General features: G+C 65.5%; 8 protein-coding genes and 1 pseudogene. 5 read left to right on the top strand and 4 right to left on the bottom strand.

Translation table 11 applies throughout. From position 1 onward, the window contains the following. Positions 1 to 45 precede the first annotated feature (45 nt). Together P0D89_RS35455 and purT are read right to left on the bottom strand one after the other, a co-directional pair. Positions 46 to 267, bottom strand: a complete 222-nt coding sequence (locus P0D89_RS35455) for a DUF6726 family protein (protein WP_408365529.1) — start codon at positions 265 to 267, stop codon at positions 46 to 48. A 137-nt stretch (positions 268 to 404) separates the two neighbouring features. After that, positions 405 to 1,619 (bottom strand): formate-dependent phosphoribosylglycinamide formyltransferase, encoded by a 1,215-nt coding sequence (gene purT, locus P0D89_RS35450; RefSeq protein WP_408365527.1) that lies wholly within the window; start codon positions 1,617 to 1,619, stop codon positions 405 to 407. 280 nt (positions 1,620 to 1,899) lie between these two features. Here purT and P0D89_RS35445 point away from each other — a divergent pair, with 280 nt between their 5' ends. After that, entirely contained in the window at positions 1,900 to 2,439 is a 540-nt protein-coding gene (locus P0D89_RS35445) for an META domain-containing protein (RefSeq protein ID WP_408365525.1), read from the top strand. 308 nt (positions 2,440 to 2,747) lie between these two features. Beyond that, positions 2,748 to 7,148 (top strand): DNA translocase FtsK, encoded by a 4,401-nt coding sequence (locus P0D89_RS54820; RefSeq protein WP_459252746.1) that lies wholly within the window; start codon positions 2,748 to 2,750, stop codon positions 7,146 to 7,148. A 118-nt stretch (positions 7,149 to 7,266) separates the two neighbouring features. Here P0D89_RS54820 and P0D89_RS35435 read toward each other — a convergent pair whose 3' ends face one another. Further along, the gene (locus tag P0D89_RS35435; protein ID WP_408365523.1) at positions 7,267 to 8,517 is read right to left on the bottom strand and encodes a lactonase family protein; all 1,251 of its coding nucleotides are present in this window, start codon (positions 8,515 to 8,517) and stop codon (positions 7,267 to 7,269) included. A 225-nt stretch (positions 8,518 to 8,742) separates the two neighbouring features. Between P0D89_RS35435 and P0D89_RS35430 the strand changes: the two genes are divergently transcribed. Then, a complete protein-coding gene (locus P0D89_RS35430) occupies positions 8,743 to 8,895 on the top strand; it encodes a DUF3096 domain-containing protein (RefSeq protein ID WP_074763443.1) in 153 nt (50 codons plus the stop codon). 304 nt (positions 8,896 to 9,199) lie between these two features. Here the strand turns inward: P0D89_RS35430 and P0D89_RS35425 are convergent, their stop codons facing one another. Beyond that, positions 9,200 to 9,445, bottom strand: a complete 246-nt coding sequence (locus P0D89_RS35425; protein WP_408365565.1) for a hypothetical protein — start codon at positions 9,443 to 9,445, stop codon at positions 9,200 to 9,202. Positions 9,446 to 9,675: 230 nt separating this feature from the next. Between P0D89_RS35425 and P0D89_RS35420 the strand changes: the two genes are divergently transcribed. Further along, positions 9,676 to 11,556: a glycoside hydrolase family 15 protein gene (locus P0D89_RS35420; RefSeq protein WP_408365521.1), complete on the top strand. Its 1,881-nt coding sequence runs from the start codon at positions 9,676 to 9,678 to the stop codon at positions 11,554 to 11,556. A gap of 180 nt (positions 11,557 to 11,736) precedes the next feature. Further along, positions 11,737 to 11,988, top strand: a pseudogene (locus P0D89_RS35415) (polyhydroxyalkanoate depolymerase); the annotation flags it as partial.

Raw genomic sequence — 11,988 nt, 5'->3', positions numbered from 1 at the left:
ATACCAGACCGGACAACGAAACCCGAACGGCGCGACGACCGGCGCTCAGGGATCGATCACCGCGGCACAGGCATCGGTCGGCGCGGCCGCGACGTGCCCGACCAGCGGCACGATCTTCAAGCCAGCCGACGCGACCCGGCACGGCGCGGCCGCGAGTCCGCACCCCGTCAGCGCCGCGCAGAGCGTGAGGGACACTCCAAGTGCGCCGATTGCGCCGAGACGGCCTGCCATACTGCGCCCCGTGATATTGCGCGATTCAAGCGCCATACGAATCCCTGCTTCAATGAGCCCACCCAGCCCGGCGAGCCGCCGTCATTCGGATTGCGCGCGACCAACCTGCTGGACGCGCGGTTCATGCATCGAAACACTCGCGAGCACATCCCGCCGCGCCGTTCACTTCGACCTTACTTCGCCGACACCGGCCGCACCGCCGCCGCGGCCTGCTTCGCGCGCGAACGCGCTTCGTCGAGGTTCTCGCCGGTGGCGAGCGCCACACCCATGCGCCGCTTGACGAAGCTCTCCGGCTTGCCGAACAGGCGCAGATCCGCATTGGGCACCGCCAACGCCGCCGCGACGCCTTCGAAGGCGATGCCGGCTTCGTCCAGACCGCCGTAAATCACCGCCGACGCCCCCGGCGCCCGCAGCGACGTATCCACCGGCAAACCGAGGATCGCGCGCGCATGCAATTCGAACTCCGAGAAACGCTGCGAACACAGCGTGACGAGCCCCGTGTCGTGCGGACGCGGGCTCACTTCGGAGAACCATACGTCATCGCCCCGCACGAAAAGTTCCACGCCGAACAGGCCCCGCCCGCCGAGCGCGGCCGTCACCTTCTGCGCCACTTCGCGCGAACGTTCGAGCGCGAGCGGGCTCATCGGCTGCGGTTGCCACGATTCGACATAATCGCCCGCCACCTGCACGTGGCCGATCGGATCGCAGAAGTACGTGTTGACCGCGCCGCTCGCCGGGTCGATTGCGCGCACGGTCAACTGGGTGATCTCGTATTCGAAGTCAATAAAGCCTTCGACGATCACGCGGCCGTGATTCACGCGGCCGCCCGCCATCGCGTACTGCCATGCAGGTTGGACGTCGGCCTCGCTCCTGAGCACCGACTGCCCCTTGCCCGACGACGACATCACCGGCTTCACGACGCACGGATAGCCGACCCTGGCGATGCCGGCGCGCAGTTCGTCGAGCGAATCGGCGAACGCGTACGGCGAGGTCGGCAAACCGAGCTCTTCGGCGGCGAGACGGCGGATGCCTTCGCGATTCATCGTGAGCTGGGTGGCGCGCGCGGTGGGGATCACTTCGGCGAGACCGTCGGTTTCGATCGCGGCGAGCGCGTCGGTGGCGATCGCCTCGATCTCGGGGACGATCAGATGCGGGCGCTCCTGCTCGACCAGCGCGCGCAGCGCGGCGCGGTCGGTCATGTCGATCACGTGCGAGCGATGCGCGACCTGATGGCCCGGCGCATTCGGGTAACGGTCGACGGCGATCACTTCGACGCCCAGCCGTTGCAGCGCGATGATCACTTCCTTGCCGAGCTCGCCGGCACCGAGCAGCATGACGCGCGTGGCGGATTCAGAAAGCGGCGTGCCGATCCGTTGGCCGATCTGCATGGTGTCTCCAAAAAAGTCGGAATGAGAGTGGGATTGGTTAGAGCGCGATGTTAACATGCGGGCCCCTCGCCGCGCCTTGCTCGCGGCGGCCGCATTCGTGTATCTCGCCAGGTGCGCGTGAAGGGCTCGACGCAGCCCAACGCGGCTCGACGGAACACGACGGCGGCGCGCACGGGCGCCGCTGCCATCTCATTAAAATCGCCGCACGCCGTTGCGCTCGCGTGCGGCAAGCTTAGTGCGTTACCCTTACGCCTTCGCCAGTTTGAAGAGGAACGACGCCATGCTCCAAAGCTCCTCCGCGCGACGTGTTGCGCGCTTTACCACTCATGCGCGCGCGGCTATCGCCGCGTTGAGCGTCGCCGCGCTGTTGAGCGCCTGCGCGATCCCGAAACATCCCGACTCGGCCGCTGCGCCGCCCGATCCATTCAATCCCGCCGCCGCACAATTGCTCGACGACACCAGCTGGGTGCTAACCGCATGGAAGCAGGCCGACGGCACGGCGCGCGCGCTTCCGTCCACGGATCAGGGCGAGCCGATCACGTTGACGCTCTCCACCAAGACCGGCCAGCGTCACGCCAGCGGCTTTTCCGGCTGCAACCGCTTCATGGGTTCGTACGCGCTGAAGGACGGCAAGCTGAGCTTCGGCCCGCTGGCCGGCACGCGCATGGCGTGCATGACGCCGGGCGGCAAGATCGAAGGCGCGTTTCTCGACGCGCTGACGCACATCGATCGCACCGGCGTGCAGATGCGCGCGCCGCAACAGATGCAGCTGATCCTCGATAACGGCGACACGCTGACGTTCGATCGCAGCGACAAGTGAACGGCGCCGACAAAGGCCGGCGGATGGCCGGTTGGCAGCGTGTCGTGTGATGTGATGGTGGTTTGTGGTGCGGCGGCGGGCGAACCTTCCGACGCATCATCGAGCGCGCGCGGCCGCGTTCGAGACGGTCTGCGCGAGCTTCGCGGGTCAGTCCAGCAGCCGATGTTTTGCACCGATGGCGGACCGCGCGCCGGTCCGCTTTCCCATGAGACGCAAGCATACTTGCGTCGGCCGTCGAAGCCTGGGGCTGCGCCGGTTAAACTCGACGGATTGCGCTTTTGCGCGTCCATCATTCGTTGATGTCTAGTATGCATACGGTAGTTTTCGGCTGGTTCGGCGGGTCGGCCGTCTGGTTCATTCCTCTTTTGTGGCGCCTCGTCAAGTCGGTGCTGCCAGGCGGCGCAGGCTTGCGCGGCCCCGGCACGATCCGGCTGTGGCTAGGCTTCGTCTGCGTGATGGCGGCGAGCTGCACATTGGAGGCATCCCTGATCGGGATCGCGGGCGTCAATGGCTTGGGCCATGCGCTGGCCGCAGGCTTCGGCCATCTGCTCGGACATATCGGCACGCCGCTCGCGGCGCTCGCCCTGCTCTTGATCAGCCTGCCCTGGCTGATCGATTTCCGCTGGCGCGATTTCGCCGCGTGGGCGGACGGTGCGTTCGGCCTGGGTTTGTCGCGTGGTTTGGCGAGGCGCGACGAGGAAGCGCGCCGTCATCGCAGCGTCGACGATGGTTTGCCTTCGCACGTTTCGCCGGCCACCAACACGATGGCGCCGAAGAGCAATGGGCGCTACGCGCGGCCGACAGTGTGGCGACCACCGGCGAGCGGGCGTGGTGCGGGTGCCGGTGTAAATGCGGGCGCGGCTGCGACGGGCATGGCGCCGGGTACGGACGCGGCGGCGCGTGGCGGCAGGTCGAGCTGGCGTGCCGGCGCGCCAGCCGCGCGCGATCAGGCGACGCAGATCGAGCCTGTTTTGCGCACCGGTACGACGGTATCGCCGCGCCGGGCGTCACCGCAGGCATCAGCGTTGAATTCGGACAAGACCGCGTTTATGCCGACCGAGCCGGTTGCGCCGGCGGGATGGTTGCGTGAGAGCGCGCCGCGTGCAGGTGCTGCAGGACGCATGGAGGCGTCGGGTGCGTCAGGTGCGGCGGCTCGCAATCCGGCCTTGCAGGTCGGCCGGCGCTCGGCCGGCGAACAGCGTCCGGTTGGATCGTTTGGCGCCGGCGTGGGCCGGGCGGCTGCGGCTGGTGTGGCCGCTGCTGCGTCGGGTGCATCAGGTGCGGCGGCGAAAGCGGCTTACGCTGGAGCGGCGGCGCGCACGGCGTCGGGCGCGCTTGCTGCCGGCGTTACCGGCGCGCCTTCGGACTCGAGGGCGAATCCTGCAGCCGGCAGCGTGAGCCGTCCTTCGACGACTCGAAGTTCGGCTGGCGCGGCAGTTCCGCTCAACCGTACCGCGACGCCTCGTCAATCGTTTCCGGCCGCGTCGCTTGCGAACGGAGTCACGCCGACGCCGGATTCGCGCCGGCCGGCACCGGCTTTCACTCGTCCGCTGCCGACAGCGCAGAAAGCCTCGCCGCCGGCCAGTGTCGAGGAAACGCTTCGCAGCATCGCGGAAAACGCCGCGCGCTGGACCGACCTGGCTGGCGTGAGCCTCGCGCGCAGCAGCGGCGCGGAAGGTGCGAAGGTGGTGGCTGCGGCGAACGCCGAGCCGTCTTTTGAGGCTGAGAAATCCGGCGGGGATGCAGCGGGTATCGAGCCGGTTCAGACAGCGTCGCCGACGAGCGCGCATGAGCCGTTGCGCGAGGTCGTCGGGCGGGCGTCGGCGCATCGATTGGCACATGAGCCGGTCGAGACAGCGTCGATTGAACCGACACGCACGGACACCGCGTTCGATGTGCCGCCGGTCGAAGTCGGCGCGGAACCCGTCGTGCAATGGCCGATCGAGCCACCCATCATTCACGCGCCGCTGATGGCTGCGGCGGAGTCGGCGACGGATGGGGCGGCTGGGGATGTGGCCGAGCGTGCGACTCGCGCCGCCGCGTTTGTGCGTGGGGAATCTGTGTCTGATGCGGCGGTGCCTGGGGCGGCTGACGCGGCTGTGGCTACGTCTGTTGTGGCTACGTCTGCTGTGTCTGCGCCTGCTGTGGTTGGACCTGCTGTGGCAGCGCCTGCTGTGTCTATGCCAGTTGTTGCTGGACCGGCTGTGGTTACACCGGCTGTGGCCACACCTGCTGTGTCCGCACCTCCTGTGGCTGCGCCACCTGCGCCCGCACCTCTCACACCTGCACCACAACGCACGCCCTCCGTCGCGACTCTCACGCCCTTCCAAACTTTCGCGACCCAATTGCAATCGGGCGACGAACAAACAGACCAAGACGACGCACCGTTCAAGGACGACTCGACACAATCGCCAGCACCGATCGACGCCGACCCGCATCCAAACGTCGAACCCGCTCAACCGCTCAGCCGACCCGCAGAGCCTTCGCAAGCCACCGCGTCGACTGCCGCGGCACCCGCGCACACCGAAGATGCCGCATCGATCGCTAAGCCGCCCTTCGCCACTGCATCGGCAGCGCAGCCGAGCAGACCTGGGGCCGAAGTCGTCATCGATCAGGCGCTAGCGCCTTGGCAAACACGGACCGCGACGCAAGCAACGCATCCCGCAGCAGCATCACCGAGCGTACCGCCTATCAGCCACACCAGCACGGTCGCGCCTGACGAAGCTGCGCCGCCATCCGACAGCACCCCGCCGCCACAAGCCGCGAGTACGAGCACGCAAGCGGCATCGGCCGAAACGCAAGCAGCGAACACCCCTGCCCTTCCGAACATATCGGAAGCGGCGAGCGCATTCGCTTCGTCGGCAGCAACGCACGCCGCCAGCATCGTTGCCTCCATCGCGCCGCAAAGCGTCGGGTCGAACGCGTCGAACGTGGTTCGTTTCCCTGGCTTTGCCGCTCAGCCCGCACCACCGGCACCCTCGTTCCACGCGGAAGAAACCATCAGCGCGGAAGAGCCTGGTATCGCCGGCGCCCCCGCTATCGACTCGCCCACGGCTCCGATAACGCCGGCAACGTCCGCAATCCCGACAACCTCAACCGCGACAATCACCCCACAACCGCCCCAATTCGCCCCCGAGCCGCCCGCCGCAGAACCCGCCACCGAGCGCCCGCCGCTGCGCGGCCACGCGCCGGTCAACGGCTTCGAATTCCACGCGCCCGCCGCGTCGATGGTCGAATTGCCGACGCTCGATCTGCTCGCACTCGCGGACACCGACGTCGAACCGGTCTCCGAAGACAAGCTCATCGAAACCGGCCAATTGATCGAGCAGCGTCTGCAGGAATTCAAAGTGCCGGTCACGGTGGTCGGCGCGTCGGCCGGTCCGGTCATCACGCGCTTCGAAGTCGAGCCGGCGCTCGGCGTGCGCGGCAGCCAGATCGTCGGTCTGATGAAGGACCTGTCGCGCGGGCTCGGCCTCACGTCGATCCGCGTCGTCGAAACGATTCCCGGCAAGACCTGCATGGGCCTCGAATTGCCGAACGCGAAGCGCCAGACGATCCGTCTGTCGGAAATCCTCGAAGCCGGCGTCTATCAGAACTCGCACTCGCAATTGACGCTGGCGATGGGCAAGGACATCACCGGCCATCCGGTCGTCGCCGATCTGGCGAAGGCGCCGCACATGCTGGTCGCGGGCACGACCGGCTCGGGCAAGTCCGTCGCGATCAACGCGATGATCTGCTCGCTGCTCTACAAGGCGACGCCCGAAGAAGTGCGCCTCATCATGATCGACCCGAAGATGCTGGAGCTTTCGGTGTACGAAGGCATTCCGCATCTGCTCGCGCCGGTCGTCACCGACATGAAGCTCGCGGCCAACGCGCTGAACTGGTGTGTCGGCGAAATGGAGAAGCGCTACCGCTTGATGTCGGCGGTCGGCGTGCGCAATCTCGCCGGCTTCAACCAGAAGATCCGCGACACCGAAGCGAAAGGCAAGAAGCTCGGCAACCCGTTCTCGCTGACGCCCGACGCGCCCGAGCCGCTCGCGCCGCTGCCGCTGATCGTGGTCGTGATCGACGAACTCGCGGACCTGATGATGGTGGCGGGCAAGAAGATCGAAGAGCTGATCGCGCGGCTCGCACAGAAGGCGCGCGCGGCCGGCATCCACCTGATTCTGGCGACGCAGCGGCCCTCGGTCGACGTGATCACCGGGCTCATCAAGGCGAACATTCCGACGCGCGTCGCGTTCCAGGTGTCGTCGAAGATCGACTCGCGCACGATTCTCGATCAGATGGGCGCCGAGTCTCTGCTCGGCCAGGGCGACATGCTGTTCCTGCCGCCGGGCACGGGCTACCCGCAACGGGTACACGGCGCGTTCGTCGCCGACGAGGAAGTGCATCGGATCGTCGAATATCTGAAGCAGTTCGGCGAGCCGCAATACGAGGAAGGCATTCTCGACGGCCCGGCCACCGACGGCGGCGCGGCGCAGGACCTGTTCGGCGAATCGCCGGATGCGGAAGCCGACCCGCTCTACGATGAAGCCGTCGCGTTCGTGGTGCGCACGCGGCGCGCGTCGATTTCGTCGGTGCAGCGGCAGTTGCGCATCGGCTATAACCGCGCGGCGCGTCTGGTCGAACAGATGGAGACGGCGGGACTCGTCTCGGCGATGAGCATCAACGGCAGTCGCGAAGTGCTCGCCCCTGGGCCGGCGGAATAAGCGGCGATCGGTCCGCAACCGTCTGCGACACACACTCCGCCGCGAAAAAGACGGGCCGCTCGAAGCGGCCCGTCTTTTCATCCGTCCGCGCGTTCAGCCCACGCGCACAAGCCATCCATCAAGATGGCGACACAAGCTTGAAATCCACCGGCGAGCCGAGTTCGAAGTGCTGCTTCGGCGTCGGATCGAGCAGACCGGTTTGCTGATCGCGCTTGAACACGTACACCGTATCGCTGTTCTGATTGCCGACGATCAACCAGTTGCCGCTCGGGTCGATCGCGAATTCACGCGGCGACTTGCCGAGGCTCGATTGATGCCCGATCTTCTTCAGACGCCCATTGGCGGGATCGACCGAGAAGATCACGATCTCGTTCGCGTCGCCGCGATTGGACACGTACACGAAGCGCCCGTCCGGCGACATGTGAATTGCCGCAGCGCCGACCGCGCCCTTGAAGCCCGGCTCGGTGATCGACAGCGATTGCACCTGAGTGAGCTTGCCTTCGTGGTAGTCGAACGTGCTGACGGTGGCGGCCAGCTCGCTCGTCAGATAAGCGTGCTTGCTGTCGGCGCCGAAAATCAGATGGCGCGGACCGGTGCCCGCCTTCTGCTGCGTGTAGCCCCAGTCGGTCGGCGTGAACGGGCCGTGGCTGTCGCCCGGCGTGTAGCGGTACGAGTACAGCTTGTCGGCACCGAGGTCCTGCGCGAACAGATAGCGCCCATCCCGCGAGAACACCGTGGAGTGGACGTGCGAATTGTCCTGCCGTCCCTTCACCGGACCGCCGCCCTCGTGATGCACGGTCTGCACCGACGTGCCGACCTGGCCGTCGCCCTGCAACGGGAACACCGCGAAGCTGCCGCCCGGGTCGGCCGCCACCGAATAGTTCGCGGTCAGCAAATATTTCTCGTCCGGCGAGAGGCTCAGATAGCACGGATCATTGCCGTCCGCCGACACCTTGTTGAGAAACGTCAACTGCCCCTGCGCGGCGTCGAAGCGAAACGCGCTGATGCCGCCGCGCTGGGTGGCCGGACCGTTATCGCCGGGCAATTCGTTGACCGCGTAGACGAAGCGGCGGTCGCGGCTCACCACGAGGAATGACGGATTGACCGTCTGCGCGACCGACACCCGCGTGGCCGCCCCAGTCTTCGTGTCGAACCGGTAGACGTAGATGCCCTCGCTCTTGCCGGCGGTGTACGTGCCGACGAGCATGTGGTAGACCCCGTCCGCGGGAACCGGGCCGGGATCTTGCGCATACGCATGCGAAGCAACAATCGATACCATGAGCATGAAACCTTTTATGATCGAGCGGGCGGTGCAAAGAGGAACAGAACTCGAAACGGCACGCACGGCGCCCCGGCGACGACGAAGCATAGAACCTCCTGACATCGATTATTGGGTCGAAGCGGTTGTAATCGTGTCTCTGGTCTGCCGCGCGGTGGGTCGAGCGTTGTTCTTATCGACGCAAGTATAGAAGCGTTGCGCAGGATCATGCAGCAAATCCGGCTGCCGGCATCAAGCGTGCGTCGGTAGCCATTGTCCAGCGTCGCGGGACATTTTTTCAATCGCGTCTCACGCGTCTCACACTATGGAGTCTTCATGAACGTCACACTCAGCCTGGGCCCGCTGGTTTCGTTGATCGCCGGTATTCTGATTCTCGTCATGCCGCGCCTGTTGAACTATATCGTCGCGCTCTATCTGATCATCATCGGCATCATTGGGATCTTCGGCGTGGGGTCGACGCACTTCTGAGCGGCTGCGGTTGGCCGGCGTAAGCGGGGTAAAGCACGCATGGCCGGGCGCAACGCGGGCTCGGCCGCGTTTTTTGCAACAGGGGGCAGGCGTGTGACGAAGCGCACGCAAAGGCGTGACCTATCCGTAAATACTGACGACTATGCACCAACGCGCGGTGCGGCACTGCGGAAACGCAATGCCCAACGCGAAGAAGCGCCGCGAAGCGGTGCAGGCTCGATGTAGGGTGTCGCTGCAGGCTTGCCGCCAGCAGGTCTGCCAACGACGAAGGACCTATGCCTGCCGCCGGTGCCGCAGCCGCGACTCAGCCCTGCGACAACTGTTCGAGCCGCAGCCGCCCCTGCAACGACAGCGCGCCGACGGCATAATGGCCGTCACCTTCCTGATAACGTCGGAAGCAATCCCGTTCGACCAGGAAAGCCGCGGCGGTCAGCAAGCCATTGTGGCTCAGGCCCAGCCGGTCAGGCTCGAGCGGCAGCATTGAATCGCCGGCAAGTTCGCTGGCGGCCGAGAGAATCGTGATGCAATCGGATTTCGAAGGGTTCAGCATGGCTTTCGTCCTCGGAAACGGCGTCTGCATGCGCCATGGGCAAGGCCGACTCGCAATCCGGAAGGCTCCGGACATCGGCTGGATTTTTGATTGTAGGCATTCGTTTGACAGATTACCAACCCGCGTTTTGCCGCATTGCGTGATGAACCAAAACGCATCACACGGGTCCGGTAATAACCACGACTCCTGCGCGGCGGCCTGCGCCGTGCGTCATCACTGACACGCTCCCCATGCCCGCACTCATCGAAGACTATGCGCTCATCGGCGACGGCCACACGGCCGCGCTCGTCTCACGCGAAGGTTCCGTCGACTGGCTCTGCTGGCCGCGTTTCGACTCCGGCGCCTGCTTCGCCGCCCTGCTCGGCACGCCCGAGAACGGCCGCTGGCTGATCTCGCCGGTCTCGGACACCAAGCCGACCATCACGCGCCGGTATCGCGGCGAAACCCTGATTCTCGAAACCGAGTTCGACACGCCCGAGGGCGCCGTCACGCTGATCGACTTCATGCCGCCGGGCAATGGCTGGTCTGAGATGGTGCGCATCGTCGTCGGCAAGCGCGGCACCGTGCGCATGAAGATGGAGCTGGTGCTGCGCTTCGACTACGGTTTTTCGATTCCGTGGGTCGACCGGCTGAAGCACGATAGCGGCATCAAGGCGATCGTCGGGCCGGACAACGCCGTGCTGCGCACGCCGGTCGAGTTGCGCGGCGAGGACATGAAAACCGTCGCCGAATTCACGGTCAGCGAAGGCGAACGGGTGCCGTTTTCACTCGCCTATGCGCCGTCGCATCTGCGCGTTCCGCCCGCGCGCGATCCGCACACCGCGCTTGCGCGCACCGAGAACCACTGGCTCGAATGGTCGGCGCGCGGCACCGTCGAAGGCCGATGGGCCGAGCCGATCCGCCGTTCGCTGATCACGCTGCGCGCGCTCGCCTACGAGCCGACCGGCGGCATCGTCGCGGCGCCCACCACGTCGCTGCCGGAACAGCTCGGCGGCACGCGCAACTGGGACTACCGCTACTGCTGGCTGCGCGACGCCACCATCACGCTGCTCGCGATGATGCGCGGCGGCTACTACGACGAAGCGCGCGCGTGGCGCAGCTGGCTCGGCCGCGTGATGGCGGGCGCGCCGGATCAGTTGCAGATCATGTATGGGATCGCCGGCGAGCGGCGGCTGCCGGAATTCGAAATCGACTGGCTGCCGGGTTATCAAGGCGCGAAGCCGGTGCGCATCGGCAATAACGCGGTCGGCCAGCGCCAGCTCGACGTTTATGGCGAAGTGATGAACGCGCTGCATCTGGCACGCGTCGGCGGTCTGCAGGCGGACGACACCGCGTGGAACGTGCAACGTGCGCTGCTGGGCCACCTCGAAACGATCTGGCAGGAGCCCGACGAAGGCATCTGGGAAACGCGCGGCGGCCGCCAGCATTTCACGTTCTCCAAGGTGATGGCATGGGTGGCATTCGATCGCGCGATCAGATCGGCCGAGATGTTCAAGCTCGACGGCCCGCTCGACGAATGGCGCGCGACGCGCGACAAGATTCATGCGGAAGTCTGCGAGAAGGCGTGGAATCCCGCGCTGAATGCGTTCTCGCAGTACTACGGCAGCGACCAGCTCGACGCGAGCGTGCTGCTGCTGCCGTTGGTCGGCTTCCTGCCGCCGCGCGATCCGCGTATCAAGGGCACCGTTGCGGCGATCGAAAAGGACCTGATGCGCGACGGCTTCGTGATGCGCTATCGCACCACCGAATACGACGACGGCCTGCCGCCCGGCGAAGGCACATTCCTCGCCTGCTCGTTCTGGATGGTGGACAACCTGGCGTTGCAAGGCCGCATCGGTGAAGCCATTGCGATGTACGAACGGCTGCTCGCGCTATGTAACGACGTGGGTCTGCTCGCCGAAGAGTATGATCCGCTCGAGAGGCGTCTGGTGGGCAATTTCCCGCAGGCTTTCTCGCATGTGGCGCTGGTGCACACCGGCCTGAATCTGATGAAGCACGAACAGGAGATGGCGCAGGCAACCGGCCATCCGGCCCATAACGGCGGCGGGTCGGCGGAACTTAAGGCTGAGGCAACCCCGGATAGCGGCGCGGCAACATCGCCCGTAGCATGATTCAATGACGGTTTGCGTGCTGCCCGCACGGAAATTGTTGCATTGCACAAATGCGAGTAGTTCGATATTATCGTCCAGACTGTCGGCCGAAAATTAATGTGCCCACAACCAAAATGGCCTGCCGCAACGCCTCACGCGTGTTTGCGAAGCCCCATGCGAACCGCTTAAAACGGAGCACCTATGCTCTATCAATTTCACGAATTCCAGCGGGCGATGTTGAGCCCCCTTACAGCCTGGGCCCAGGCCGCGTCGAAATCGTTCGCGAATCCCGCCAGTCCATTGGCCTACGTGCCAGGCGCCACGCGCCTCTCAGCCGGTTATGAACTGCTCTACCGGCTTGGCAAGGATTACGAAAAGCCCGAGTTCAATCTTCATCAGATTGTCAAAGATGGTCATAACATTCCGATCATCGAACAGACCATCATCGAGAAA

Source organism: Paraburkholderia sp. RL18-085-BIA-A (assembly GCF_046027075.1).
Lineage (GTDB): Bacteria > Pseudomonadota > Gammaproteobacteria > Burkholderiales > Burkholderiaceae > Paraburkholderia.
The sequence above is the reverse complement of the archived record's forward strand: the minus strand, read 5'-3'. Positions and strand labels throughout refer to the sequence as shown.